The organism is Catelliglobosispora koreensis DSM 44566 (genome assembly GCF_000379685.1).
GTDB lineage: Bacteria > Actinomycetota > Actinomycetes > Mycobacteriales > Micromonosporaceae > Catelliglobosispora > Catelliglobosispora koreensis.
On the sequence record NZ_KB903250.1, the window covers coordinates 351,955 to 377,983 of the forward strand.

The following is a 26,029-nucleotide window of genomic DNA, read 5'->3' on the forward strand; positions in this document are numbered from 1 at the left end:
GCTTTTATTTTTATGGCTCCGGAGTTCCGGCAGTCATAGGTCGCCGCTGATCGCAACAGACCTAGAAAGGCCCCGGGCTCCTCAGCCCGGGGCCTTTCGCCTTCTCCCGGGCCCGCCAGGAGCGAGAATCAGCCCAAGGAGAAAGTGATGACCATCATGACCGTTCAGCCGACGAACACCGGAACCAGCGAAGCTGAAGCATCAATGGAGATCGCCAGCTTAAGGACACGCATCGACGAGATTGATGCCACCTTGATCGCCCTCTGGCAGGAAAGGGCGGCGATATCTCAACAGGTAGGCAAGACCCGCGTGGCTTCAGGCGGCACCCGTCTGGTGCTCAGCCGGGAGCGCGAAATCATGGACCGGTTCCGCGCCGAGCTCGGCCCTGACGGCACTCAACTGGCGCTGCTGATTCTGCGGGCGGGCCGGGGACCGCTTGGTGGGTAAAGAAAAACACCCAACCGCGCAGGGCGATGGCGGGTAACTCAGCCGGAGGCTCACCCGGCCTGTCACCCGCCACGCGCGTCCACTCTAAAGCAACCGGCGGTCGGCCGCCCAGCGCGAAAGTTCGTACCGGTTGGACATCTGAAGTTTGCGCAAAACGTTGGAAACGTGGGTTTCCACCGTCTTGATGGAAATGAACAGTTCCTTGGCGATCTCTTTGTACGCGTAGCCACGCGCGAGCAGCCGCAGGACTTCACGTTCACGGTTCGTCAGCTGGTCTAGTTCGGGGTCCGCGACAGCGGTGTCGGGGCGCGCGGCGAAGGCGTCGAGCACGAAACCCGCCAGCCGCGGCGAAAAGACGGCGTCACCGTCGGCCACGCGGCGAATCGCATCCACCAGGTCATCGGGCGAAATCGTCTTCGTGACGTAACCCCTTGCGCCTGCGCGGATCAGGCCGATGACATCTTCGGCCGCGTCCGAAACGGACAGTGCCAGGAACTTGACTTGCGGGTGGGTGCGGCGGACCCCTTCGAGCACCGCCCGGCCACCACCGTCAGGCATGTGCACGTCCAGCAACACGACGTCGGGCTGTGTCGCCCCAATCATCGAGATCGCCTGCGCGACCGTCGCCGCTTCTCCCACGACGTCCACGTGCGCGCCCAGCTCGGCGCGAACTCCAGCGCGGAACATGCCGTGATCGTCCACAAGGAACACTTTCAACCGTCCGGTCACGACACTTCCTCCTGCTTCGCCGTGGTCACGGGCATCATGAGCCGGACCTCCGTGCCTTCACCGCTGACACTGCGAATTTCCGCCGTGCCACCATGCCTGTCCATTCTGCCGATAATCGAGCCGCGCACACCGTGCCGGTTTTCCTCAATGCTGTCCAGGTCGAACCCGGCGCCGCGGTCGCGCACGAAGACACTGAGCATGCTGGGCTCGGCTTCGGCGTACAAGGAAATGGTTTTGACCCCGGCGTGGCGCGAGGCGTTGACCATAGCTTCGCGAGCCGCGGCCACCAAGGCACCGACCTTGTCATCAAACGTGCGGTCGCCGACCACGACCGACTCGACCGCGATGCCATAGGTGTCTTCGACTTCGGCGGCGGCCTGTTCGAGAGCCGCGGCGAAGTGCTCGTTGGGCGAGCCTGTGGGCTGATAGAGCCAGTTGCGCAGCGAGCGCTCCTGCCCACGGGCCAGCCGTTGCACGGTGGCGGGGTCGGCTGAGTTGCGCTGGATCAGGGCGAGGGTGTGCAGCACCTGGTCGTGGATCATCGCGGCGAGTTCCGCGCGCTCTTGCTCCCTGATGCGCACCACACGCTCGGAGCGCAGCTCGACCATGGTCTGCCACAGCACGGGCGCGGCGACGAGGGCGACCCCAGCGACGGCGATGAGCGCGAAGGCGAGCGCCTTCCACAGGTCGTCGAAGTTCATGTCGCGCACCGGGGCGTAGACGATGAGCAGCCCGATCACCCCGGCGACCACGAGCACGGCGCCGGCGAGGAACTGCAGCAGGTAGAGGCGCTGGTTTCCGGAACTCGTTAGCGCGCCGAGCCAGCCTTTAGCCGCGTTCGCGGGCGTGGTCTGCCGCTGGGCCTGGTGCCAGATGATGCCGCCACCAGCGGCGATGAGGGCCACAAGCCACCCCACCCCGAGCGAGAACGGATCACCCTGACTGAACAGGGCGGCCAGCGTCACTAGGGCCGCGGCCACGACTAGGTAAGGGAGAAGCTTGAGAAGGTCCCGGCGGGCCGGTTTGCCCGGGCCCTGCTGACTGGGAAGGAAAACCCAGAACACCGCGTAGAGCAGCGCTCCAAGCCCGTTAAGAGGCATCAGCAGGACAAAGCCAGCCCGGATGAAGGTGGGCTTGATGCCCAAGTGCGCCGCGATGCCGCTCGCGACGCCAGCGATGAGGCGGTCGTCACGTGAGCGGGCTAACCGGGGCTTGGGCAAGGCTTGAGGCACAAATAGATCGTTCCATGAGGGTCAGGTGCCGCCCACAGGTAAGCCCCGGACTTCTTTTATCAGGGTCCGCTCAGGGTCAGGTCCTGAGGCGGAACGAGCCGCTGGGCAGCAATATCTAAGACATGACCGACGAGAAACCCGAACCCCCACCGCCACCGGGGCCACAAGCACCTCCGGCACCGGCTCCTGGCGGCGACGGTGGTGACGAGCCCTGGGCCGCCCGCCTGGGACTGGTTCGCCCCCGTCACGGCCGCCTGGTCGCCGGGGTCTGCGCCGGGATTGGCCGTGCCACTAACACCGATCCGCTCCTGTGGCGCGTGCTCATCGGCGTGCTTTCGGTCTTTGGCATCGGCGTGTTCCTCTACCTCGGGGCCTGGCTGCTCACGCCAGCCGAGGGCGACACCGCCTCGCCGGTGGAATCGCTCATAGGGCGTGGGCAGTCCAGCACCTCAACGGGGCTCACCATCGCCCTGGGCATCGTTGCCGTGCTTTGCATCGGTGCCATCACCGAAAGCTGGGTGGTGCCCGTCATCGCGATCGTGGCCTTGGTCGTGGTCGCCCTGGCTAATCCACGAACCCGGACAGGGCCTGTGCTGCCTGCCCGGGTGCCTGGCCCGGAACCGGTCACCGAGCCGATCCCGGGACAGGTGCCGACAGCCGTCCCCCAGGCGGGATATCAGCCTCCGTTCGCGCCGCACGGGCCTTACGCGAGCGCACCGATGCCTCCCGTCGCGCCTGTGAAAATGCCTAAGCCCAAACGCGAACGGTCCCGCCTTGGCCGCTTCGTCGTTGGTCTGGCACTCGTGGCGACCGGTGTACTAGGCATCGCCGATCTGGCCGGTGTCTCGGTCCCGATGACCGCCTATGTCGCCGCCGCTCTGCTGATCGTCGGCATTGGACTGATCGTCGCCGCTTGGTTCGGCCGGGCACGGTCGCTGATCCTGCTCGGTGTCGTGCTGAGCATCGCGCTGCCGATCGTGGCTGACGAGGAGAACCGGGATCGGTCGGGCTACCCGGAACGTTCCGTTTACTGGGTGCCGGTGACCTTCCACGAGCTGGGTTCCACATATGAACACCGGCTTGGCGACGCCACCCTCGACCTGACACAGCTCGACTTCACCGGACGCGAAGAATCTTTGCAGGTTGAGGTAAGCGCGGGCACGTTGCGGGTAATAGTTCCCGACAACGTGGACGTCACCATCCGCACGGATGTGCGCCTCGGAAATGCTTCGGTGTTCGGCCATGACATCAACGGCGTGAACGTCGGGGACACGCGTACTGATCTAGGTGAAGACGGCGCAGGCGGCGGAAAACTTGAAATCCGGCTCAATGTTCGGGCTGGGGATGCGGTGGTGGCCCGTGAAAACGCATAGGACTGACACGATTTCGCTCGTGTTTGGACTGATCTTCGTTATGGTCGCCAGCGGATTCCTCCTGGATTCCTACCGCGAGATTCAGCTGCCTGAGGTCGGCTGGTTCGTGGCTGGCGGGCTGATTCTCATCGGTGTCGTGGTCGCCATCGGCGCCCTCGTCCCCGAAAAGAAGCTAGAAGAACCAGCACCGGCACCGACTGACGAGGCCACGCAACCGTGACAGCTAGCCCAGGGGAGCAGGAGTTTATGCTGGGGCGCATGAGCCAGCTTTCCACCACTCCCCTGGGCCCGCTCGGCCAGGTCAGCATCGGCGACCGTGCCGCCAAGACGCTCACCGCGGAACTTGCCCGCCACACCGGGCCTAAGTCAGCCGTGCTGGTTGGTGCTGGTGCCCACTCGCTGGTGCTGGCCGAATCACTAGACGCGCTGCTGCCAGGCGACCGGCTGACGGTCGTCGCGGCCGACAGCTCCGTGGCCGGTGAAGTGGCCACGATGGGCTCCTTCATCCGCGACCGGGTCAAGGTCGTCGATGACATCGCGGCCGCCGAGCCAGCCGATTTCGTGATCGTCGCCGAGCCTCTGGTCGGCTCGGGCGAAGAAGCCCGCAACACCGTTGACCAGCTAAGCAAGCTGGTCGGCGAGGGCGGTCTGCTCATCGTGTCGGCTGTGGCCCTGCCCGGCCTGTCCAGCGGCGCCTCCGACGAACTCGACCGCATCGCCGCCCGCCAGGGCGCTGGATCGGATCTCGTGCTGCGCAACACGCCGCCGGTACGGGTGCACCGCCTGCGGTTCACCGAGGCTGACGCCGCGACCGCGGCCAAGCTCAAGCCCGCTTACCGGCCCTCCAGCGTGCCCGTAGCCGGATCGATGAACATCGACTCTAACGGTGTCGCCGCCGCGGGAATCGCGCTCGGTGCCGCCGCCATGCTGAAGCTGGTCCGCCCGAAGTCGAAGGCCTGGGTTCTTCCCGCGTTGCTGGCCGGACCGGTCGCCGCGTTCTTCCGGGACCCGGAGCGGGAAATCCCCTCCGACCCGAGCGCGATCGTGGCCGCTAGCGACGGCAAGGTGCTCAGCGTGGAACACCTGGTCGACGAGCGTTTCGCCGACGAAGAGTTCCTGCGCATCGCGGTCTTCCTGTCGGTCCTCGACGTGCACGTCAACCGCTCTCCCGTACCAGGGAAGGTTGTTGATTATTTTGTCGAAGACGGCGGCTATGCCAACGCGATGACCGCGGCTGCTGAGCACAACGTCGCCGCCTACACCGTGCTGGAGACGCCGGAACACCACAAGGTGGTCGTCGCCCAGCGCACCGGCCTCATCGCCCGCCGGATCGTGCAGCGCGCGCCGATCGGTGCTTTGCTCGCCAAGGGTGAGCGGTTCGGCCTGATCCGGTTCGGCTCACGCACCGACGTCTACTTGCCGGCCAGCCTCGCCGAAGCCGTCGTCAGCCCGGGTGACCGGGTCGTGGGCGGGTCAACCGTGATCGCTCGCTGGAAGTAATCAGCCAAAGCAAAAGGGGCCCGGGTAGGGCCCCTTTTGCTTTGAAGGAGAACCAAGTTTTACGCCGTGCGGCGCTGCCTTGCCCACAGGATCGGGCCGCTGACCAAGTAGGTCAGCACGATCAGGCCGAAGGCGATCTCGTGATTGGCGAGCGCGCCCAGCACGGGAACAGCTAGCAGGATCGGGTGCAGCTTCATCACCTTGGCCAGCTTGGCGTAGGGGAAGCTCGACACCATGGCGAAGGCCAGCAGCACCACGCCAGTGACGATCATCGCGGGCGGAAGGTTCAGCCCGAGCAGCACACTGATCGCGAGCACGGTGGCTGCCATCGTGGTCGGGACGCCGCAGAAGAACCGGCCGTCCTTGGGTGAGACGTTGAACCGGGCCAGGCGGACCGCCGCGCACGCGGCGACCAGAGCACAGGCTCCGATCAGCAGAGGCATCGCCACCTTGCCGTTGAGGGCTGAGTAGATGACGACGGGCGCGGCGACGCCGAACGAAACCATGTCGCCGAGCGAGTCCATTTGGACCCCGAAGGGGCTGGCCACGCCAAACTTTCGGGCGAGGGCGCCGTCGAGGCCGTCGAAGGTGATGCAAGCGAGCAAGCAAAGCGCTCCCCAGCGCGGGTCAAACCCGTTGATCGCCAGGAAGATCGCGGTCATCCCGAGCAGCAGGCTGCTCAGTGTGCATGCCTGGACCAGCGCGAACTTCAGCCTGCGGGCGTTGGTGCGCTCGCCAGGCAGAAGTGGAATCGTGCTTGGAGTGGCTACATCTGCCTCTGGAGCCACCGCAGCGGCTTCAATGGCACGGATTTCGCTCGGGTCAAGGCCGGGCAGTGCATTTGGCGTCGCAACGGCGTGGTTACGGCGGAGCCGTCCCACTGGGACCAGCAACATCTGCCGGGCCTTCGTCCCGCTAGCCCTGAGGCGGCCGGTTAGCCGTCCCGCGGGTCGCGGACTATCCGTCGATCGACGCCGACGCCATATGGCTCTCGGCACGTGTCGTCCCTCCACGCCGGTTCGGTTCCTTTCCGCCGCCTCAGCGGACCGTCCGGCTCTTGCGGCAATACCATCGCACAAGAACATGTGCCTTGGCGATACCCAAGTAACCGACATTCCGGGCAGCGAATTACTCTCGGGGCAATACACCCAGTTGCAAAGTTTACCCGATCGGGTCTATTGATCGATGTGTTGCAATTCACCGCGAGCTAGGTCGCTAAGGGGCAATTGTCCCAGCTCGTCCCGCGTGAACCACGCTGACCTGGCCGTCGATCCGCCTGCGGCCTCCGTCACCACCGCAGCGGTCGGTTCCGGGACAAAAACCTCAAAAATCGCGCGCACCGTGTACCAGTCGTAGGGCTCGCCCTCAGGCCCCATAGCGACCGGATGGTGCTTGTGGCCCACGCGCAACGGTCTGCCCACGGTGCCGTGCTGGGATGTCTCTTCGAAGATCTCGCGGACCAGTCCCTCTTGCGGCGACTCGCCAAAGTCGGTGCCTCCGCCGGGCAGGTGCCAGTTGCCACCGCCCGGGTAACCGTCGCTAATCAGGGACAGCAGCACCCGGCCGTCCGCATCGGTCACCACGCCGTAGGCGCCGAACCGCATCGTCTTGCGCGCGACCGTCAGCGAAGCGCCCGTCGCGGCGACCTCACCTGCTTCGTCTGGGACGGACGGAGGGACCGTCTGGTTCGCCTCTGGGCGCGCTGGAAGGCCGAAAACACTGGCCGCGAAGGGGACCAGGATCAGCTCAGGCAACTCTTCTGGACTGACCCACTTGGGCAAGTCTGTTGTGCCATCCACTTCGGACAGCAGAGTGCCGCCAGTGACCGCCAGGTCGAACACAATGCGATCGTGGTGCAACAGAACGTTCCGCCAGGGGAACTCCACGAGATCAGAAGACACGCTGCGCAGGCCGACGATCTCGACGTCGAGACCCGTCTCCTCTTTCAGCTCACGGATCACCCCGGCGTTGGGATCTTCCCCATGGTCTAGCCCGCCTCCCGGCAGATACCACACGCCGGGGTGATTCGAACGCTCCGACGAACGCACGAGCAAGACCCGGCCCTGTTCGTCGTGAACAATGCCGTAAGCCCCTACGCGCCGCCGTTTCTCCACGGCCGCAACACTACTGGGTGAAGGCCACCCGGATCGCCTCAGCCGTGACCTCGGTGACCTCGTCGGGACCGAACGCCTGAACTTCCGACGCCGGAACCCACCGTGCCTCAGAAGTCGAGCCACCGTGATCGTGCACGGTCGGCGCGGTCGCCTGGTCCACCTGAACCCGGTAGAACGCGCGCACGCCATGCCAGTCGATCGGATAGCCCTCGGGACCCAGCGATGCTGGATCACGAGTGGATCCGACCCCGAGCAATGCGATGAGCCGCCCCCGCTGCCCGGTTTCCTCGTGTAGCTCACGGATCAGAGCCGTGCCCGGCTGCTCGCCGTAGTCCGTGCCGCCCCCGGGCAAGTGCCAGCGCCCGGCACCCGGGTAATTGGGGGCGATCCGGGTCAGCAGCACCCGTGAATCAGGATCGGTCGCGACCGCGTAAGCGGCGAACCGCTGCGCCCGGTGCAACCCGTCAGGACCAGGCGCCGCGAAGAACGACGGAAACTCCGGCACCTCGCCGGGAACCTCTTCTTCGGACGGTGGCAGTCCTAACGCGATCGAGGTGAACGGCCGTAGCGGCAGCTCAGAGGCTTCATCGACCGACAGCCATCGGGCGATGTCCGTTGGCTGACCGGTGCGTTCACGCAGGGTGCCACCGCGCACCCGGGCAGCGTAAAGAACCCGGTCAGTGTGAATAGTCAGGCCACGATGCGGAAGCGCCCGCATGTCGGCCAATACGTCTCGCAGACCGGTCACCGCAACGCTGAGGCCCGATTCCGCCGCGGTTTCCCGCACCACCGTCTCTTGTGGATGTTCCCCGTGCATCACCGCTCCACCCGGCAACGACCACACATTGGGGGTCGCTGACAGCGATGACGCCCTGACGAGCAGCACCTTATGTGATGCGTCAGTGATCACTGCGTACGCTGCGATGCGCCGCAGTACCTCCGAAGGCTCGATCGCGGTCACAGAACATCATTCTCCCTGAGCAGCGAGATCAGGGCAATAACTGCGCCTTCACGTCGGTCGTCCGGTTTCCCCTGAGCCTTCAGCGCATGCCCTCGCTTCCAACACCCATTTCCGACGCCGCGCCGGGTTGCGGCCGTTACTCCCGGCGACGGCGGCGAAGCTGCTTCGGCGCCGCACGATATTGCAAGGCGAAGCGCCTTAGGACATCACGGTCCACACACCATGGCCCGCAAGGTTTCCGGCCACCCGCCCCGCGCCAGCGGCCCGCGCTTTCCGGCGGGCGGCAAAGGCCGGCCTCCGGCAGCGTCCGCGCATCTCGCGCTTGGTACGAGGGTGGCGTGGGCGACGTTGTTGACTTGGGCTTGATCCACAGCCCCAAGGTTGATCCACATCCCCTGGGACGTGATCAAACGGCCTGTTGATCACGTCTGGAGGGATGTGGATCACGAGGTAGGGCGAGCGGTGAAGGGCAGACGTGAGTGGTGGCTATTCCCACTCGATGGTGCCCGGGGGCTTGGAGGTGACGTCGAGGACGACTCGGTTGACCTCGCGGACCTCGTTGGTGATGCGCGTGGAGATTTTCGCGATCACGTCGTAGGGCAGGCGGGACCAGTCGGCGGTCATGGCGTCCTCACTGGACACTGGCCGCAGCACGACCGGGTGGCCGTAGGTGCGTCCATCTCCTTGCACGCCAACGGATCTGACGTCGGCGAGCAGCACGACAGGGAACTGCCACACGTCGCGGTCGAGGCCTGCGGCGGTCAGCTCTTCACGCGCGATCAGGTCGGCGGCACGGAGAATCTCGAGCCGTGATTCGTCGACGGCGCCGATGATGCGGATCGCGAGGCCTGGTCCCGGGAACGGGTGCCGCCAGACCATCGCGTCAGGCAGGCCAAGGCTTTCGCCCAGGGAACGCACTTCGTCTTTGAACAGGGTGCGCAACGGCTCCACCAACTGGAACTGCATGTCCTCGGGGAGGCCGCCAACGTTGTGGTGGCTCTTGATGTTTGCCGTGCCGGTGCCCCCGCCAGACTCGACGACGTCGGGATAAAGCGTGCCCTGCACGAGAAAACGCGTCTCCGCCGGAACGGCCGCCTCGAATGCCCGGATGAACTCGCGGCCAATGATCTTCCGCTTCTCCTCCGGATCGGTGACTCCGGCGAGAGCGTTGAGGAAGCGCTGCTTCTCATCGGCGACGATCAGCTTGATGCCGGTGGCCGCGACGTAATCGCGCTCAACCTGCTCGGCCTCTCCCGCACGCAGCAAGCCGTGGTCGACGAAAACGCACGTGAGCTGATCGCCAATTGCCTTGTGTACCAACGCTGCGGCCACCGCTGAGTCGACGCCACCGGACAGTCCGCAAACCACGGGCGCGTCACCGACCTGGGCGCGGATCAGGGCCACCTGGTCGTCGATGATGTTGCCCATCGTCCACGTCGGCTCGATCCCGGCGACCTTGTAAAGGAAGTGTTCCAGGATGCGTTGTCCATAAGGAGTGTGCGCGACTTCGGGGTGGAACTGGACGCCGGCGAAACCTTGGCTGACGTGTTCGAAGGCGGCGACCGGGGCTCCAGGCGAGGATGCCGTCACGGTGAAGCCAGCCGGAGCGGCCGTCACGCAGTCGCCATGGCTCATCCAGACGCTCTGCTCAGTGGGCGTTGCCGCGAAGAGAACGCCCGGCTCGACCAACTGCAGCTGGGTGCCACCGAACTCGCGGGAGCCGGTGTGCGCGACCGTGCCGCCGAGGGCTGAGGCCATGGCCTGGAAGCCATAGCAGATCCCGAAAACGGGGACGCCCGCATCGAATAGCTTGGCATCGATCTGAGGTGCGCCCGGCTCGTAAACCGAGGACGGCCCGCCAGACAGGATGATCGCGGCCGGGTCCTTGGCGAGCATCTCGGCCACGGGCATCGAATGCGGCACGATCTCGGAGTAAACCCGCGCCTCGCGTACGCGTCGCGCGATCAACTGCGCGTACTGGGCTCCGTAGTCAACAACAAGGACAGGCCGCGGCAAGGTCATGCACTACAGCCTACCTAGCTGGGAAGGCCGTGTTCACGGTGGTATGAGCGGGCCCACTCGTCCGGGATGTTCTCGGCGAATGGCCCTCCGGGCGGATCGACGACCCACACGTGCATCATCTCGGAGATGGTGATCTGCACGGAGAAAGCGGGGCAGCCGCCGTAGGGAGTCACGATGCCCAGCCCGGGCGGCATGATCGAGACGCACAGGTTGTGCGCGTGCCATCGCGTGATCGGCCCGCCGGGCGCGAGACCAGGGTCGCCCGCCTTTTCCATGACGTAAACCACGCCGAGCAATGTCGCCTTGCCGTCCTCGATCACGTAAACCAGGGACTCCGGCTTCTCCGGGTCGAGAGCACGTCCGTCCTTCTTGTATTCCTTGTGTTCCAGGTGGACGTTCAGTCCTTTGTCCTGCCCGAAGTTGAACTGGTATCCCGCCGCGAGCGCGTCTTCGAGCCGGGCGAACCGCTTGACGCCACGGGAAGTCGCCGCCGCGAGGTCGATGGAGGCCGAGACCTCCGCAGGGGTGGCGTGATGTGAGGGCAGTGGGCGCATGATGACGCCCGCCTGAGCGCGAGCTAAATGTTCATGCTCGCCTTCGTGACTGTGCCCGACGGATGGGTTTTGAGAGTCCGCTGAGGTGGCTTGGTGTGCCACGAACGAGGCGATCCACACCACCGCACCGGCGAGGAAGACGGTGAAAACCGTTGCTACCGAACCGAAAACGCGGCCCACACGACGGGTCGTCGCGACAGCGAGACCGAAGGCGGTCAGCTCCAGGAGCATCGTCAGGATGCCCACTTGATCGGGGTCTTCGCCGTTTATCAAGTAGGCCACCACCGTGACGGGTGCCAGGATCGCCGTGCCGATCCGCCAGCCGCGGCCGACATGCGCCCGCCAAGCCAAGACGAGAAACGCCAAGCCGCTGAGCACATAACCGCTAACCATGAGGGCGCCGGCCGGGTGACCGAACGGCAAGAACAGGTGCAGCGCACCGGAAAACGCCAGCAACGCGCGCGCCCATTTGTCCACAAGCGACGGTGAACCACCTGGCCACATGGCACCAACGACCAGGGTTAGAAGGCCAGCGACCAGCCCGGCCGCATGCTCGGGAGCGATGCCAATCAGCAAAGTGCTCATGCGCGTCCACCGCTGATGGGCTGGGGAGCAAGCGGGAGCGTGGGATCCGGCGGTCCGGCCTGGGCACCTAGAGCAGAGGGGCGCGGCTCACGGCGTACCCCCAAAAGCATTTGAACGCAATAGAAACCGGCGACGATGGGAAGCACGACGGTCGTGGCCAAACCTGTGAGCGTCAACGTGAAGTCAACCTGGGGCAGCAGCCCGACCCCGATCGAAAACATCAATCCGGCAAGCGAAAGTGCTTGCAGCACAATGATTCCGACGAGTCCCGTGCGCGAGCCGCGCAGCATCATGACGCCGAAGAAGAGCAGCAGTGTCACCCGGATCACGGGCACGATGAGGTAAAACGGCAGGCCGCCCATGAACAGCAGCTCCCCGATGGTGGCCAGCAGAATGGTGCCGGCCTGCACGAGCAGCAAGACGAAGACGACGCTGGCCTTCGATGTCGTATCCACGCCCCAGAGGCTGAGGCCTGAAGGTCACGCTCAGGTAAACATCAGGTCTGGGCGCTGATCGGGTTCGCCTTTGCGGGGCCAGTGCGAGAAGGCGCGCTCGGCCTGAGCCGTGATCGTGAGCGAGGGGTTGACGCCCAGGTTGGCGCTGACCGCCGCGCCGTCGACGACGTGCAGCCCGGCGTGCCCGAAGACACGGTGATATTTGTCGATCACGCCGTCTGACGGCGAGGTGCCGATCACCGCACCACCCAAGATGTGTGCCGTGATCGGAATGTCGAACATCTCCGTCAGCGAGCCGCCCGGGATGCCCCCGATCTCCTCGGCTAGCAGCCGGACAGCTTCGTTGCCCTCGGGAATCGAGGTCGGGTTCGGCGCCCCGTGCCCTTGGGTGGAGCGCAGTCCACCGCGCACCCAGTGTGTCGTGAGCGAATTGTCATGCGACTGCATGACGAGCGCGATGATGGTCCGCTGTGACCAGCCTCGTACCGAGATCGCGCGCAGATAAGGGAACGGCCAGCTGAACATGGCTTTGAGCCAGCGCCCAAATCGGCCCGGTCCCCCGTCGGTCAGGGCGGATTGCAGGAGCCCCATGGAGTTTGAGCCCTTGCCATAGCGCACGGGCTCGATATGCGTGCGCGCGTCAGGGTGAAACGAGCTGGTGATGGCGACGCCCTCGGTGTAGTCCAGGCCCCGTTTACGCGCAGCCGAACGCGGAACCGTCGCGCCCACAAGGGATTCGGAGTTGGTACGCGTTAGGAATCCCACGCGATCGGACAGCTTTGATAGCACCCCGCGAGTTTTCATCTTGTGCAAAAGGCGTTGTGTGCCAAGGGCTCCCGCCGCGAACACCACCTCGGAGGCTTCAAATCGCCGGCGTCCAGCTTCGATGACGTAACCGTTGGTACCTGGGCGTACCGCGGTGACCTGAGTGCGCTCGTAGATCTTGACGCCCAGTTTCTCCGCGAAGTACAGGTAGTTCTTGACCAGGGTGTTCTTGGCGTTGTGACGGCAGCCGGTCATGCACTCTCCACAGTGGAGACAGCCGTTGCGGTCGGGCCCCGCGCCGTCAAAGTAGGGGTCTTTAGCGGCAACCCCCGGCATACCAAGGAAAACGCCCACCGGCGTCGGGTGGAACGTGTCTCCCACACCCATCCGCTCAGCCACCTTCTTCATGGCGACGTCCATGGGAGTCGAGCGGTCATAGACCGTCACGCCGAGCATCTTCTCGGCGGTGCCATAGAAGGGTGCCAGCTCGGACTTCCAGTCGGCGATGTCCTTCCACTGTGGATCGTCGTAGAACGCGGGAAGCGGCCTATACAACGTGTTGGCGTAAACGAGTGAGCCTCCGCCGACCCCGGCACCGGCGAGCACCAGCACTGATCCGCCTCGGCGATTCTTGGAGCGCAAGAGCGTGATCCGCTGGATGCCGTAGCAGCCGATCGCGGGTGCCCACAGAAACTTGCGCAACCGCCAGCTCGTCTTCGGGAAGTCCTGGTCTGCGAAGCGGCGTCCGGCTTCGAGCACAGCGACCGAATATCCCTTTTCGGCAAGCCGGAGCGCGGCGACACTTCCGCCGAACCCCGATCCGATGACCACAACGTCATAACGAGCCATGCCGCATTATTACTGGCCAGTTAACTTCACACCAGTGCCGTAACTAAATTCATGTATTGCGATCCCTTTAAGCCCGTGCTCTCCTTTGGGGAACCATGAGACCCATAGGGAGGGCTCTATGCGACGACGACCAGTCGCGCTAGTCATCTCAACACTCGCACTAGGGGCGGCAATACTGTCGAGCGCGCCGACCACAGCGGCGCCGGCACAGCCGACGGAGACCAAGCAATATCTCGTGATCGGGCCCAAGACCTGGGCCGACCGCAACGCTATCGCCCGCACCGGGGCGGCGGTCGATCTCGTCGAGCACGGCAAGATCTACATCACGGCCACCACCGCGGAGGCGGCGCAGATCCAGCGGCTCGGCTTCGGGCTGGAAGTGCAGCTGCTTCCACAGGCAGACACCTCCGGCGATGTCAGCATCATGGACTTCCCGCCGGCCGACTCGAACTACCACAACTACGACGAGATGAACGCCGAACTCAACCAGATCGTGGCTGACCACCCGGCGATCGCCCAGAAGGTCAACATCGGCACTTCCTACGAAGGCCGGACCATCTGGGGCGTCAAGATCTCCGACAACGTGGCCAGCGACGAGAACGAGCCAGAATTCCTGATCAACTCGCTGCTGCACGCGCGCGAGCACCTGACCACGGAAATGGCGCTTTACCTCGCCAACCTGTTCACCAACTCCTACGGTTCCGACTCGCGGATCACCAACCTGGTCAACTCCCGCGAGTACTGGATCTTCCCGGCCGTGAACCCGGACGGCATGGTGTATGACGTGGCGACCGGCTCGTACCGCAGCTGGCGCAAGAACCGTCAGCCCAACTCCGGCGGGTCCGTTGGCACCGACCTCAACCGCAACTTCGGCTACATGTGGGGCTGCTGCGGCGGTTCGAGTGGCACCCAAAGTTCCGAGACGTATCGCGGAACCGCCGCCTTCTCCGCTCCGGAAACGCAGCGGATCCGGGACTTCGTCCTGAGCCGGCGCATCGGTGGCGTGCAGCAGATCAAGGCCAACATCGACTTCCACAGCTATTCGGAACTCGTGCTCTGGCCCTACGGCTACACCACCGCGAACACGGCACCTGGCCTGAGCGTCGACCAGGAAGCGACGTTCCGCACCATCGGCCAGCAGATGGCGGCGACGAACGGCTACACCCCGCAGCAGGGCAGCGATCTTTACATCACCGATGGCGACATCACCGACTGGCTGTGGGGTAACCAGCAGATCTGGACCTACACGTTCGAGCTCTACCCGGGTTCGGGCGGCGGCGGCTTCTACCCGCCCGATGAGGTCATCCCGGCTCAGACGTCACGTAACCGCGAAGCCGTGCTCATCTTGAGTGAATACGCCGACTGTCCTTATCGGGCCATCGGCAAGGAGTCGCAATATTGTGGCGCGCCCGGCACCCCTGTCGTGGCCAACCCCGGCAACCAGACCTCGACCGTCGGGACTGCCGTCACCCTGAACAACAGCGCCACCGGTGGCACACCGCCTTACACGTGGTCGGCGACCGGCCTGCCCCCAGGGCTCAGCATCAACTCTGGCACGGGCCAAATCACCGGCACACCTACCACGGCCGGCACGTACAGCACGACCGTCACGGCAAGTGGTGGCAGCGCCAGCTTTAGCTGGACGGTCAACCCGGTGGGCGGCTCGTGCTCGGGAACGAACGGCACTGACGTGTCCATTCCCGACAACAACAGCACGGGCGTCTACAGCAACATCACCATCTCGGGCTGTGCGGGCAACGCCGCGTCCAACAGCACGGTCGCGGTCAACATCGTCCACACGTACAAGGGCGATCTGATCGTCGACCTCGTCGCCCCCGATGGCACGGTCTACAACCTGCACAACCGTAGCGGCGGCAGCGCCGACAACATCGTGCAGACCTACACCGTGAACCTGTCCTCCGAGGTGGCCAACGGCACCTGGCGCTTGCGCGCCCGGGACCTCGCCTCCATCGACACCGGTTACATCAACACCTGGACCCTGAACCTGCGGCCCTAAATCCGGGGTCGTGACTTCCCGAATAGCCAAGCATTGAAGAAGTCATCAAGCTGCTGGCCGGAGATCTCTTCGGCCAGCGCGATGAACTGCGGCGTGGTCGCGTTGCTGTCCTTCTTCTGCTTCACCCACGTCTGCAATATGGTGAAGAACTTCTCGTCACCGACCTTGTCGCGCAGCATGTGCAGTGTCATCGCACCCCGGTTGTAGACCGACGAGTCGAAGATGCGGGCCCGGCCGGGGCAACCCGGTGGTACAGACCAGATCGGGCTCGTCTCTGTCGCATAACGACGGTCGAACTCTTGCTGCGTGGTGACCCGGCCCTCGTCCTCGGCCCACATCCACTGGGCATAGGTGGCGAAGCCTTCGTTGAGCCAAATGTGCTGCCAGGTGTCGACACTGACGCTGTCGCCGAACCACTGGTGTGCCAGCTCATGCGCGATCACGTCGGTGTTGGAGCGGGTGGCGCCCCAGAATCCGTTGCCATAGATGGGCCGAGTCTGGGTTTCCAAGGCGAAGGAGATTCGGTCGTCGTTGATGACGATGCCGCCCAACGCATCGAAGGGATATGGCCCGAACTTCTCGACGAGGAAGTCGAGCACCTCGCCGTTGCGGGCGATGTCCTCATCGACGCGCGTCGTGGCCGGGATCGAGTTGTGAACGGCGTTGATCACCGGCAGGCCCTTGTGCGTGCCCTCGGTGACCCGGTAGTCCCCGATCGCCAGCGTCGCCAGATAGGTCGCCATCGGCGAGGTGACCTTCCAGGTCGACGTCTTCAGTCCACCCGCGACAGTCTCTGACGTGCGCACGCCGTTAGTGATCGCGGCCAGGTTGGCCGGGACGGTCAGCTCGAAGTCGTAGAGTGCCTTGTCGCGCGGGTGGTCGTTGACCGGGATCCAGGTCGTCGCCGAATGCGGTTCACCGATCGCGAAAGCGCCCTCAGTGGTGTGCAGGAAACCGTTGGTGCCAAAGGCATTTCCCTCGTCCAAGGACTGTGGGACACCGCTGTAGTCGATCTGGACGGACAGCTTCGCGTCCTTCTCGACCGGCACCGGCAATGGAACGGTCAGGGAGTCATCAATGCGCGTCGGCGTCACCAGGGTGCCCCCAACGGTCGCCTTGCTGATCTTCATGCCGTGAAAGTCAAGGTGCAGTTCGGACAGTCGCTCCAGCGCCGTCGCCTCGATCGTCGCCGTGCCGGTCAGCGTGTCCGTCGGCGGATCGTATTTCAGCTTCAGCTTGTAGTGCGTGACGTCGTAACCCGGGCCGCCGTCCTTCGGGAAGTAAGGATCGCCCCGGCCGTCATCGACCGTGGGCACATCCGGCAGCAAGCAGCTAGGCCCGCCGGTCTGTGGCGCTGGCGCCTGAGTGAACAACGGCTTCGTCGGCTGCGTGCCGCCGACCGAGCATGCGGTGACCAGAGCAGCTGCCACTCCGAGGGCGGCCCAGCGCGTGTTGACCATTCCCTGAAGTTATCTCAGCGGTCCAGCATCAACCCAACCCGCTGGAATTCCTTAAGATCCCGATAGCCACATTTGGCCATCGCCCGCTTGACGCCACCGAAGAGGTTTAGGCTGCCCGAGGCGTCATCAGAAGGACCGAAAAGCAATTTTTCCAGCGGTACTGGGTGAGCGTCCTCGATGCTGCCAACATGCCCGCGCGGAAGCTTCGGGTGGCTCGCTGACGGGTGCCACCACAGTCCCCCAGCCGGCGTGTTGGCCATCAGGGTCAGCGGCATGCCCAGCATGACGGCGTCAGCGCCACAGGCCAGGGCCTTGGCGATGTCGCCAGACGTGTGCACGTCACCGTCGGCGATCAGGTGCACATAGCGTCCGCCGGTCTCGTCGAGGTAATCGCGGCGGGCCGCCGCGGCGTCGGCGATCGCGGTCGCCATCGGCACCCGGATGCCGAGCACGTTGTCCGTGCTGGACAGATCGTCAGCGCCGATGCCGACGATGACACCGGCGGCGCCGGTGCGCATGAGGTGCAAAGCCGTCTGGTAGTTGGTGCAGCCGCCCACGATCACGGGCAGGTCCAGGTCGGCGATGAACTCTTTGAGGTTCAGTGGTTCGTCCACAGTGGACACGTGCTCGGCGCTAACCAGTGTGCCCTGGATGACGAGCAGGTCAACGCCCGCGTCGAGGATGACCGGAGCGAGCTTGAGCGTGTGTTGCGGCGACACGCGCACGGCGACAGTGACGTCATGTGAACGGATCTCGCGCACCCGCTCGGCGATCAGCTCAGGCTTGATCGGCTCGGAGTAGAGCTCCTGCAGCGTGGCCGTGGGCGACGCACTGTCCTTTAGCGACAGCAGTTGCTTGGACGGATCCTCATAGCGGGTCCACAGACCTTCGACGTTGAGAATGCCCAGTCCGCCAGCCTTGCCCAGCTCGGCCACGGTCGCCGGGCTCATCGTCGCGTCAGACGGATGAGCCACGCACGGAATGCCGAACTTGTAGGCGTCTAGCTGCCAGGCGGTCGAGACGTCATCGACGTCGCGCGTGCGGCGGGTGGGAACGATCGCGATGTCGTCCAAGTGATATCCGCGTTGTGCGGTCTTGCCCAGCCCGATCTCGACAACGTCTCGCACAGGTCCTACCTCGATGAATAGTTGGGCGCCTCGACGGTCATCTGGATGTCGTGCGGGTGGCTCTCTTTGAGCCCGGCCGCGGTGATCCGTACCAGCTTGCCCTTGCTCTGCAGTTCGCTAATCGTTTCGGCGCCACTGTAGAACATGCCCTGCTTCATGCCGCCAACGAGCTGGTGGACGACGGTCGCCAGGGAGCCGCGGTAGGGAACCTGACCCTCGATGCCTTCCGGGATCAGCTTGTCGTTGCTGGTCACGTCGCTCTGGAAGTAACGGTCTCGCGAGTAGCTCTGCGCGGCCGGGCCACGGCTCATCATCGCGCCGAGCGAGCCCATGCCCCGGTAGGCCTTGAACTGCTTGCCGTTCATGAAGATCAGATCGCCGGGCGACTCTTCGCAGCCGGCGAGCAGGCCGCCGAGCATGACCGTGCTGGCACCGGCCACGATCGCCTTGGCGATGTCGCCTGAGTATTGGATGCCGCCGTCAGCGATCACAGGCACTCCGGCCGGGGTGCACGCCCGGGCGACCTCCATGACCGCGGTGATCTGGGGCATGCCCACACCGGCCACGACCCGCGTGGTGCAGATCGCGCCGGGGCCCACGCCCACCTTGACCGCGTCGGCACCGGCGTCGACGAGAGCCTTGGCGCCCTCAAACGTCACCACGTTGCCGCCCACGATGTCGGCGGAGGTTTCCTTCTTGAGGCGGGCGACCAGATCCAGCACGGCCCGGCTGTGCCCGTGCGCGACGTCGACCATGATCACGTCGATGCCGGCCTCGGCCAAAGCCTTGGCGCGCTTGTATCCGTCCTCACCGACGCCCACGGCGGCGGCCACGCGCAGGCGGCCCGCTTCATCCTTGGCGGCGTGCGGGTATTGGTCGCTCTTGGTGAAGTCCTTGACGGTGATCAGGCCACGCAGCTTGCCGGAATCGTCAACCAGCGGAAGCTTTTCCACCTTGTGCTTCTTCAACAGGTCCAGCGATTCCTCTTTGGACACTCCCACCTTGGCGGTGATCAGAGGAGCCTTCGTCATCACGTCGCGCACCTTGACGGACATGTCGCTCACGAAACGCATATCGCGGTTGGTGACGATGCCCACCAGCTCGCCACTCGCGTCGACGACGGGCACACCGGAGATGCGGAACCGGGCACACAGGGCGTCGACGTCGCGCAGGGTGTCCTCGGGCGAGCACGTCACCGGATTGGTGATCATGCCGCTCTCGGACCGCTTCACCAGGTCAACCTGGGCCGCCTGCTCCTCGATCGACAAGTTGCGGTGCAGCGTGCCGATCCCACCCTGGCGCGCGAGCGCGATCGCCATCCGGGCCTCGGTCACGGTATCCATAGCGCTGGAAACGATCGGAATGTTCAGCTGAATGTTGCGCGTCAGCTGGGTCGCCGTGGACAGCTGGCTCGGGGCCAGATCCGCCTCAGCCGGGACCAGGAGAACGTCATCGAAGGTAAGGCCAAGCGGGATTGCGTCCATCTTCCGAATCCTACCTAGGTGACTCTCACTGCTAGCCATTTGGGTACTAACGTGAAGGGGTGCACGACGAGCCGATTGACCCGTTCCAGGGTGATCCCGCCGACCCCACCGCTGATCTTGAAGATCTGGACGGTGATGGTTACGGCGAGCTCTCCACGCAGGAGCGTGAGGATCTCCTGGCCGATCTCGCCGAACTCGAGATCTACCAGGTCCTTCTCGGGCCCAAGGGAGTCCGTGGGCTCGTGGTCGACTGTGAGGATTGCCGGGAGCCCCACTACTTCGACTGGGATCTCCTGCGCGGCAACCTGAAGCACCTGCTCGACTCCGGCCGCCCACGCGTGCACGAGCCCGCGTATGACCCGGACCCAGATCACTATGTGACCTGGGACTACGCCCGCGGCTACGCCGACGCTGTCGACGACCTGGGCGAAGACAAATAGCTTTCGCTTTCCACGGTGTCCCGGCCATTTCGCGGCCGGGACACCGTGCGCTGCGCTAGCTCACTAACCCGGCGCGGAATCCGGCAGCGACAGCGTGTGCGCGGTCGCGGGCGCCGAGTTTGCGGAACAGGCGCCGGGCGTGTGTCTTCACCGTGTCCTCGGAGACGAACAGATCGCGCCCGATCTCGGCGTTGCTCTGCCCGTCCGCCATGCCACGCAGCACCTGAAGCTCGCGTTCGGTGAGGGTGACCGAGCGGGCTGGCCGCGCTAGCGGTCCCAGTCGCGACGCCACGATGGGCACGTCGACGCGCTGTGCCGGGACAACGGCGGTTGCTGGGTAAGTGGCGACGTGCCCGGGACGCCCTTTGGGCACCAGAACCGGCGTTGGGGGTGACGCCGGGGCTGGCGACGCGAGCCTCGCCACGAGTAAGAGTGCTTTCGCCGCCGCACTGGCCGGGTCGAGATCGGTTCCCCCGATCAGGCCCCGGGCACCGGCCCGGATGGCCGCCTGGGCGACCGCTGGTTCTTCCGGGCCGAACAGCACTAGCTGCGTGTGCGGTGCTGCCGCCAGCACTCGCCGGGTGAACCCCAGCGTGTCTGGTTTGGTCACCGCTGTGTCGGCGAAGACGATGCTTGCCGGGAACGTGCCAAGTTGCGCGACAGCGTCATTCGCGCTGGTCGCCGTGCGGACGCCTGCTCCCACTCCCAGCCGTTCAGCGGCTGAGGCTATGGTCGCCGCGCTTTGCGTTGTCCTGACGCAAACGAGGACGGTTTGCACGGTGATCCCCCTCTCTCTTGCGAAGAAGACCACGAGATAGCCAGATCATTACGCACTTTCGGGGAATGTGTACGAAAACTTGGGCTAGTACTACCTGATCATCCAACGGGTGACGACAACTGGACGTACGAGGAGTAACGTGCGTACGTTGCGCAAAACAAGCCTCCCATCCCCTAGGAGGTCAGGTGGCTCACTTCCATAGACTTCCCGGTCCGATAGCTGACATTTGGTCCTGGCAGCATCGGGGTGCGTGCCGTGACCGTGACAGCTCGCAGTTTTTCCATCCAGATGGAGAACGAGGCGCAAGCCGTGGCCGCCGCGAATTAGCGGCAAAACGCGTCTGCGAGCAGTGTCCGGTTCGAGCACAGTGCGCGGCCTACGCGCTAGCGACCCGGGAGCCTTATGGCGTTTGGGGCGGGTTTACCGAGCATGAGCGCTTGCAGCTCATCCGCGAGGGCTGGGCCGGAGAGCTGGATCTTCGCGGACTGGAAGAGCGTCTCAGCGAACCGTCACGCTGATCGAGTGGTAGCCCTCGGCTCCGTCCGGAAAAATCGGGATCTTGCGGCTGGACTGAAGTTCACCTGTCGTGTCAGCCGCCCGCACCTGCAGGGTGTAGGTCCCGGGAGCGGCGTTCCAGCGCAGGCTCCACTGCCGCCACGTGTCTGGGCCGACTGTTCCCGCTAGCTCCGCTGGGCGCCACTGACCGTCGCCTACGTTGACCTCGACCGCGGTGATCCCCCGGTGCTGTGCCCACGCGACGCCGGCGACAACGACGTCACCGGCCTCCACCGTGGACCCACCGCGGGGCACGTCGATGCGGGACTGGGTCTTGATGGGGCCCTTGGCCGCCCATCCCTTGCGGATCCAGTAGGCGTCAAAGTCAGCGAAGCTGGTCAGTTCCATCCCGACGATCCACTTGCACGCGCTCACATAGCCGTAAAGCCCCGGCACCACCATGCGCACAGGGAACCCGTGGTCGACCGGCAGCGGCTCGCCGTTCATGCCTACGGCCAGAAGCGCGTCGCGTCCGTCGAGCAGGACTTCGGTCGGGGTGCCACACGTCCAGCCATCGGCCGAGGTGCTCACGACCTGGTCGGCACCCGCCTCTGGCTGAGCTTGGCTGAGCAGCGTGGCCACCGGGACACCCAGCCAGCGGGCGTTGCTGATGAGGTCACCGCCGACCTCATTGGACACACACGCCAGCGTCACGTAGCGCTCGACCATGGGCATCGCCATGAGCTGGGCATAAGTAATCGTCAGTGGGTTTTTCACCCGTCCGTGTATCTTGAGCGACCAGCCCGCCGGGTCCACTTGGGGCGTCACGAGAGCCGTGTCGATGCGGTAGAAATCGCGATTGGACGTCACGTAACGCGCGAGCGGCGCGGGTGCCGGATCCACGTTCGCGGGAACGGCCGGCGCCGGGCTAGACGGCTGTGGCAAGGTGATCGCGGATCGTGCCTCGGAAACTCCCCTGCGCCCCGAGATCATCCGCCCGACGACACCAGCCGCCACCGCGCCCAGGCCAAGGGCACCCGCGAGCTTCATGAAGCCCCGCCGGCCAGTGCCGTCCGTGCCCCTTTGCTCTGCACCTATAGCGGCGTCGGGCGCCGCATATTTTTGCCTGTATGGGTGCAAAGCAAAGGGAGTGGGCGACAGCAGTCCGAACAGGACGAACAGAGCGGCGGCGGAGCCGAGCAACGTTGGCAAAGCGGCGGTCCAAGACGCGTTCGGGCGAGTCACCGCGGCGGAGACACCGATCAGGGCGAACAAACCAATGCCCGCGAACCCGGCCCAGCGCCACCGTCTTGCTGCCAGCCCGATCAACGCGGCGAAGACGGCCAGCAAGATCGTGGTACCCACGAGCAATGCGGTTTTGTCATGAACGCCAAAGAGCCTGATCGCGAAATCCTTGGCTGGTTCCGGAGCGGCGTCAACGACCGTCGCGCCCACCGCGATGAGCGGCGCTGACGGCGGACCGCTAAAGATCGCTATCAACTCCGCCACGCCCAGTGCCACCGCAGCCGCGACCACTCCCGCTATCGCGGCTTGCCAACGCGAGACCATGCCTCAAGTCTGCGCTACCCGGGCGCGGAAGATTCTTACGAATTGGTGTTGAGTGGCACGTCGAGGCTGACGCTGCCCCCGCCGAGCCGAAACACTGTGGCGAACGACAGTTTGACCTTGGCCGTGCCGGCCGGCAGCGCACCGGCGAACACCACCGTCCCGCTGATCTCGCCGTTGCCTGGCACGACGATCGCCCACTGGCTGCTGCCTGGATCGGCTTCAAGGGTCTTGCCCGCCATGCTCAGCGTGCAGTTCTTGAATAGCGGCAGGTCCATGCTGCGGTCGTCGGTGTTGACCGCCGTGATCTGCAGCCGGATGGTCTGGCCGTTGCTTTCCGCCCCCGTCACCTTGAGCGTCAGGTCCCCTGAGCGGACCGACACTTCCTTCGCGAGCACGTTCTTGAACGCAGGGGGCGCTGGGCTTGACGGGAACGGGTCGGGGAAGTTTCCCGGGAAATTCTGTGGGCGGGCGAGCACGTTACTCAGCACGGTGTTGAACGCGGTCCCGCCGACTCCACAAAGGACAATGAGCAAGATCAGTCCCAGGACGACGGTCACCGAGCTGCCGGACCGCCTGGGCGGCACCGGAGCCGCGGCCGCAGCCGGAGCAGGAGCCGGCGTTCCAGACACAGGCGTCATAGCTTGCTGGAGGAAGAGGGTGATCGTGCCGCCGATGACACTCACGACACCGGCCACCACGAGCAGCGTCGGAGAACCCTTATCACCCGTCGCCAGCCCGACGAGGTAGTTGCTGACAAAGCCGATCAGCTGGATGCCACCCGCGGCCAATGCCGCCCAGAGCAACTGTTTGCGCCCGACCACGGGCCGGAGCATAAACGACAGTGGGGCCCAAATGGACCCCACTGTCGTGTTTAGACCAGCTCTAGCTGACTAGAACCCGGGACCGTGCTGGTGCCCGTGACCATGACCGTGGCCATGTCCGTGCCCATGCGCGGCCGCCTCTGCCTTCTTCGGCTTCTCAACCACGGAAACCTCGGTGGTGAGCAGCAGCCCGGCGATCGACGCGGCGTTGAGGACCGCGTTGCGGGTCACCTTCACCGGGTCGACGATGCCGGCCTTGGCCAGATCGACGAACTCGCCGTTGGCGGCGTTGAGGCCATAGCCCCAGTCGCCGGCCGCGACCTGCTGAACCACGACGTAACCATCGTGGCCAGCGTTCTGGGCGATCCAGCGCAGTGGTTCGGCCAGCGCCTTGCGGACGATGGACACCCCGACCTGCTCGTCAGCGCCCAGGTCCAGGCCACCGTCCAGAACGGACGCGACCTGTGCCAGCGCGGCGCCACCGCCGGGGACGATGCCCTCTTCGACAGCGGCCTTGGTGGCAGCGATCGCGTCTTCGATGCGGTGCTTGCGCTCCTTCATCTCGACCTCGGTCGCGGCACCCACCTTGATCACGGCGATGCCCCCGCTGAGCTTGGCGAGACGCTCGGCGAGCTTCTCCTTGTCCCAGTCGGAGTCGGAAGCCTCGATCTCCTTGCGGATCTGCGAGACCCGGGCCTGAACCTCTGAAGCCTGACCGGCGCCCTCCACGATCGTCGTGGTGTCCTTAGTCACCACGACCCGCCGGGCCTGGCCCAGAACCTCCAGCCCAACCGCGTCGAGCTTGTAACCGACCTCTGGCGCCACCAGCTCGCCGCCCGTGAGGACGGCCATGTCCTGGAGCATCGCCTTACGGCGGTCGCCGAAACCAGGCGCCTTCACCGCGGTGACCTTGATGGTCTTGCGGATCGAGTTCACCACCAGGGTGCTCAGCGCCTGACCGTCAACATCTTCGGCGACGATGAGCAGTGGCTTGCCTGCCTGCAACACCTTCTCCAGCAGCGGAAGAAGCTCCTCGATCGAGGAGATCTTCTGCGTGGTGATGAGGATGTATGTGTCTTCCAGCACGGCTTCACCGGACTCAGCGTCGGTGACGAAGTGCGGGGAGATGAAGCCCTTGTCGAACTGAAGACCTTCGGTGACGTCCAGCTCGGTGACCAGGGTGGAGCCTTCCTCAACGGTGATGACACCGTCGCGGCCGACCTTTTCCATGGCTTCGGCGATGAGCTCACCGATGGTGGCGTCCTGAGCGGAGATCGTGGCGACGTGCGCGATGTCGGACTTGCCTTCCACCGCGACAGCCTTTTCCAGCAGCGCCTCGCTGATCTTGGCGGCGGCAGCGTCGATGCCACGCTTGAGACCGGACGGGTTGGTCCCGGCGGTCACGTTGCGCAGACCTTCGCGAACCATCGCCTGGGCCAGCACGGTCGCCGTGGTCGTTCCGTCACCAGCGATGTCGTTGGTCTTGGTCGCCACCTCCTTGACCAGCTGCGCCCCGAGGTTCTCGTAGGGGTTGGACAGCTCGATCTCCTTGGCGATGGTGACGCCATCGTTGGTGATCGTTGGGGCGCCGAACTTCTTGTCCAGCACCACATTGCGGCCTTTCGGGCCGAGCGTGACCTTCACTGCGTCCGCGAGCGTGTTCACACCATGCTCAAGCAGGTGCCGCGCCTCATCGGAGAAGCTGATGATCTTCGCCATTCATTTTCTCCCTAGAAACAGTTAGTGGCCCGGCGCGTCCACAAAGGATCGCCGGGCCACTACAAGGTCACTTCTCGATGACCGCGAGCACGTCACGAGCGGAGAGCACCAGGTACTCCTCGCCGGCGTACTTAACCTCGGTGCCGCCGTACTTCGAGTAGATGACAGTGTCACCCACCTTGACGTCAACCGGAACCCGGTTGCCCTTGTCATCGATGCGGCCCGGGCCCACAGCGAGGACGGTGCCCTCCTGCGGCTTCTCCTTGGCGGTGTCGGGAATAACAAGACCCGACGCGGTGGTGGTCTCAGCCTCATTCGCTTGGACCAGGATCCGGTCCTCGAGCGGCTTGATCGCAACCTTCGTCGCGGTAGTCACGAGCATACCCTCCTGGGGTATCGGAATTGTCTGGCTAAACCGCCTGGAGCAGGGCCGTCGTCGCGGGTGTCGGCCTCGCACTAGGCGGTGTCATTAGCACTCTACTAGGCAGGGTGCTAATCGCCAGACTAGGTCGCCTTTAGCACTCCGTCAAGGC

At 64.9% G+C, this 26,029-nt stretch carries 24 protein-coding genes; 7 read left to right on the forward strand and 17 right to left on the reverse strand.

Annotated features, from left to right (window positions below; translation table 11 throughout):
• Positions 1-147 precede the first annotated feature (147 nt).
• Positions 148-447 carry a chorismate mutase gene (locus tag A3E1_RS0108715; RefSeq protein WP_020520374.1) on the forward strand — a complete coding sequence of 100 codons (300 nt, stop codon included), beginning with the start codon at positions 148-150 and terminating at the stop codon, positions 445-447.
• A gap of 84 nt (positions 448-531) precedes the next feature.
• Here the strand turns inward: A3E1_RS0108715 and A3E1_RS0108720 are convergent, their stop codons facing one another.
• Positions 532-1,176 carry a response regulator gene (locus A3E1_RS0108720; protein ID WP_020520375.1) on the reverse strand — a complete coding sequence of 215 codons (645 nt, stop codon included), beginning with the start codon at positions 1,174-1,176 and terminating at the stop codon, positions 532-534.
• Complete coding sequence (locus A3E1_RS0108725; protein WP_020520376.1) at positions 1,173-2,408, reverse strand: ATP-binding protein; 1,236 nt, start codon at positions 2,406-2,408, stop codon at positions 1,173-1,175. The genes A3E1_RS0108720 and A3E1_RS0108725 overlap by 4 nt, the downstream gene beginning before the upstream one ends.
• A 122-nt stretch (positions 2,409-2,530) precedes the next feature.
• Between A3E1_RS0108725 and A3E1_RS39550 the strand changes: the two genes are divergently transcribed.
• From A3E1_RS39550 to A3E1_RS0108740, 3 genes are read left to right on the forward strand one after another with little or no spacing between them, the layout of a single operon-like run.
• A complete protein-coding gene (locus A3E1_RS39550) occupies positions 2,531-3,781 on the forward strand; it encodes a PspC domain-containing protein (protein ID WP_020520377.1) in 1,251 nt (416 codons plus the stop codon).
• Complete coding sequence (locus A3E1_RS39555) at positions 3,768-4,001, forward strand: hypothetical protein (protein ID WP_157631406.1); 234 nt, start codon at positions 3,768-3,770, stop codon at positions 3,999-4,001. The genes A3E1_RS39550 and A3E1_RS39555 overlap by 14 nt, the downstream gene beginning before the upstream one ends.
• Positions 4,002-4,039: 38 nt before the next feature.
• Positions 4,040-5,281: a phosphatidylserine decarboxylase gene (locus A3E1_RS0108740; RefSeq protein ID WP_020520379.1), complete on the forward strand. Its 1,242-nt coding sequence runs from the start codon at positions 4,040-4,042 to the stop codon at positions 5,279-5,281.
• A gap of 59 nt (positions 5,282-5,340) precedes the next feature.
• On the opposite strand, the gene A3E1_RS0108745 is transcribed toward A3E1_RS0108740, so the two are convergent.
• The 7 genes from A3E1_RS0108745 to A3E1_RS0108775 all read right to left on the reverse strand — a co-directional run bounded on the left by A3E1_RS0108745 (position 5,341) and on the right by A3E1_RS0108775 (position 13,586).
• Positions 5,341-6,177, reverse strand: a complete 837-nt coding sequence (locus A3E1_RS0108745) for a CDP-alcohol phosphatidyltransferase family protein (RefSeq protein ID WP_020520380.1) — start codon at positions 6,175-6,177, stop codon at positions 5,341-5,343.
• Between the two features lie 279 nt (positions 6,178-6,456).
• A complete protein-coding gene (locus A3E1_RS0108750; RefSeq protein WP_020520381.1) occupies positions 6,457-7,395 on the reverse strand; it encodes an NUDIX hydrolase in 939 nt (312 codons plus the stop codon).
• A 10-nt stretch (positions 7,396-7,405) separates the two neighbouring features.
• Positions 7,406-8,356: an NUDIX hydrolase gene (locus A3E1_RS0108755; protein ID WP_020520382.1), complete on the reverse strand. Its 951-nt coding sequence runs from the start codon at positions 8,354-8,356 to the stop codon at positions 7,406-7,408.
• A gap of 486 nt (positions 8,357-8,842) precedes the next feature.
• Positions 8,843-10,378 carry a glutamine-hydrolyzing GMP synthase gene (gene guaA / locus A3E1_RS0108760; RefSeq protein WP_020520383.1) on the reverse strand — a complete coding sequence of 512 codons (1,536 nt, stop codon included), beginning with the start codon at positions 10,376-10,378 and terminating at the stop codon, positions 8,843-8,845.
• Between the two features lie 14 nt (positions 10,379-10,392).
• On the reverse strand, positions 10,393-11,517 hold the full coding sequence (locus A3E1_RS0108765; RefSeq protein ID WP_020520384.1) for a ZIP family metal transporter: 1,125 nt from the start codon (positions 11,515-11,517) through the stop codon (positions 10,393-10,395).
• Complete coding sequence (locus tag A3E1_RS0108770) at positions 11,514-11,972, reverse strand: hypothetical protein (RefSeq protein WP_020520385.1); 459 nt, start codon at positions 11,970-11,972, stop codon at positions 11,514-11,516. The genes A3E1_RS0108765 and A3E1_RS0108770 overlap by 4 nt, the downstream gene beginning before the upstream one ends.
• A gap of 30 nt (positions 11,973-12,002) precedes the next feature.
• A complete protein-coding gene (locus A3E1_RS0108775) occupies positions 12,003-13,586 on the reverse strand; it encodes an FAD-dependent oxidoreductase (protein ID WP_020520386.1) in 1,584 nt (527 codons plus the stop codon).
• Positions 13,587-13,704: 118 nt separating this feature from the next.
• Between A3E1_RS0108775 and A3E1_RS39560 the strand changes: the two genes are divergently transcribed.
• Positions 13,705-15,603 (forward strand): M14 family zinc carboxypeptidase, encoded by a 1,899-nt coding sequence (locus A3E1_RS39560; protein WP_051104901.1) that lies wholly within the window; start codon positions 13,705-13,707, stop codon positions 15,601-15,603.
• Here A3E1_RS39560 and A3E1_RS0108785 read toward each other — a convergent pair.
• From A3E1_RS0108785 to guaB, 3 genes are read right to left on the reverse strand one after another with little or no spacing between them, the layout of a single operon-like run.
• A complete protein-coding gene (locus tag A3E1_RS0108785; protein WP_020520388.1) occupies positions 15,600-17,063 on the reverse strand; it encodes a M1 family metallopeptidase in 1,464 nt (487 codons plus the stop codon). The two genes, A3E1_RS39560 and A3E1_RS0108785, sit on opposite strands and share 4 nt — an antisense overlap.
• A gap of 14 nt (positions 17,064-17,077) precedes the next feature.
• Positions 17,078-18,190, reverse strand: coding sequence for a GuaB3 family IMP dehydrogenase-related protein (locus tag A3E1_RS0108790; protein WP_020520389.1), 1,113 nt, complete (start codon positions 18,188-18,190; stop codon positions 17,078-17,080).
• Positions 18,191-18,195: 5 nt separating this feature from the next.
• A complete protein-coding gene (guaB, locus tag A3E1_RS0108795; protein ID WP_020520390.1) occupies positions 18,196-19,674 on the reverse strand; it encodes an IMP dehydrogenase in 1,479 nt (492 codons plus the stop codon).
• 59 nt (positions 19,675-19,733) lie between these two features.
• Between guaB and A3E1_RS0108800 the strand changes: the two genes are divergently transcribed.
• Positions 19,734-20,114, forward strand: coding sequence for a DUF5319 domain-containing protein (locus A3E1_RS0108800; RefSeq protein WP_020520391.1), 381 nt, complete (start codon positions 19,734-19,736; stop codon positions 20,112-20,114).
• 55 nt (positions 20,115-20,169) lie between these two features.
• Here A3E1_RS0108800 and A3E1_RS0108805 read toward each other — a convergent pair whose 3' ends face one another.
• Entirely contained in the window at positions 20,170-20,892 is a 723-nt protein-coding gene (locus A3E1_RS0108805; protein ID WP_026208238.1) for a response regulator transcription factor, read from the reverse strand.
• A gap of 185 nt (positions 20,893-21,077) precedes the next feature.
• On the opposite strand from A3E1_RS0108805, the gene A3E1_RS45975 reads away from it, so the two are divergent.
• The gene (locus A3E1_RS45975) at positions 21,078-21,410 is read left to right on the forward strand and encodes a WhiB family transcriptional regulator (protein WP_020520393.1); all 333 of its coding nucleotides are present in this window, start codon (positions 21,078-21,080) and stop codon (positions 21,408-21,410) included.
• Here the strand turns inward: A3E1_RS45975 and A3E1_RS0108815 are convergent.
• The 4 genes from A3E1_RS0108815 to groES all read right to left on the reverse strand — a co-directional run bounded on the left by A3E1_RS0108815 (position 21,391) and on the right by groES (position 25,878).
• The gene (locus A3E1_RS0108815; protein ID WP_020520394.1) at positions 21,391-22,956 is read right to left on the reverse strand and encodes a molybdopterin-dependent oxidoreductase; all 1,566 of its coding nucleotides are present in this window, start codon (positions 22,954-22,956) and stop codon (positions 21,391-21,393) included. The two genes, A3E1_RS45975 and A3E1_RS0108815, sit on opposite strands and share 20 nt — an antisense overlap.
• 35 nt (positions 22,957-22,991) lie before the next feature.
• Positions 22,992-23,777, reverse strand: coding sequence for a hypothetical protein (locus A3E1_RS0108820; protein WP_026208239.1), 786 nt, complete (start codon positions 23,775-23,777; stop codon positions 22,992-22,994).
• Positions 23,778-23,846: 69 nt separating this feature from the next.
• A complete protein-coding gene (gene groL, locus A3E1_RS0108825; protein ID WP_020520396.1) occupies positions 23,847-25,496 on the reverse strand; it encodes a chaperonin GroEL in 1,650 nt (549 codons plus the stop codon).
• Between the two features lie 67 nt (positions 25,497-25,563).
• Positions 25,564-25,878 carry a co-chaperone GroES gene (gene groES, locus A3E1_RS0108830; RefSeq protein ID WP_020520397.1) on the reverse strand — a complete coding sequence of 105 codons (315 nt, stop codon included), beginning with the start codon at positions 25,876-25,878 and terminating at the stop codon, positions 25,564-25,566.
• Positions 25,879-26,029: the final 151 nt, after the last annotated feature.

Excerpts from the sequence above, each read along its gene's own strand:
- A3E1_RS39550 (WP_020520377.1), top strand. The coding sequence starts at position 2,531 with ATGACCGACGAGAAACCCGAACCCCCACCGCCACCGGGGCCACAAGCA.
- guaA (WP_020520383.1), bottom strand. The coding sequence starts at position 10,378 with ATGACCTTGCCGCGGCCTGTCCTTGTTGTTGACTACGGAGCCCAGTAC.
- A3E1_RS0108740 (WP_020520379.1), top strand. The coding sequence starts at position 4,040 with ATGAGCCAGCTTTCCACCACTCCCCTGGGCCCGCTCGGCCAGGTCAGC.
- A3E1_RS0108815 (WP_020520394.1), bottom strand. The coding sequence starts at position 22,956 with ATGGTCTCGCGTTGGCAAGCCGCGATAGCGGGAGTGGTCGCGGCTGCG.
- A3E1_RS0108775 (WP_020520386.1), bottom strand. The coding sequence starts at position 13,586 with ATGGCTCGTTATGACGTTGTGGTCATCGGATCGGGGTTCGGCGGAAGT.
- groL (WP_020520396.1), bottom strand. The coding sequence starts at position 25,496 with ATGGCGAAGATCATCAGCTTCTCCGATGAGGCGCGGCACCTGCTTGAG.
- A3E1_RS0108745 (WP_020520380.1), bottom strand. The coding sequence starts at position 6,177 with ATGTTGCTGGTCCCAGTGGGACGGCTCCGCCGTAACCACGCCGTTGCG.
- groES (WP_020520397.1), bottom strand. The coding sequence starts at position 25,878 with ATGCTCGTGACTACCGCGACGAAGGTTGCGATCAAGCCGCTCGAGGAC.
- A3E1_RS39560 (WP_051104901.1), top strand. The coding sequence starts at position 13,705 with ATGCGACGACGACCAGTCGCGCTAGTCATCTCAACACTCGCACTAGGG.
- A3E1_RS0108715 (WP_020520374.1), top strand. The coding sequence starts at position 148 with ATGACCATCATGACCGTTCAGCCGACGAACACCGGAACCAGCGAAGCT.
- A3E1_RS0108785 (WP_020520388.1), bottom strand. The coding sequence starts at position 17,063 with ATGGTCAACACGCGCTGGGCCGCCCTCGGAGTGGCAGCTGCTCTGGTC.
- guaB (WP_020520390.1), bottom strand. The coding sequence starts at position 19,674 with ATGGACGCAATCCCGCTTGGCCTTACCTTCGATGACGTTCTCCTGGTC.
- A3E1_RS0108765 (WP_020520384.1), bottom strand. The coding sequence starts at position 11,517 with ATGAGCACTTTGCTGATTGGCATCGCTCCCGAGCATGCGGCCGGGCTG.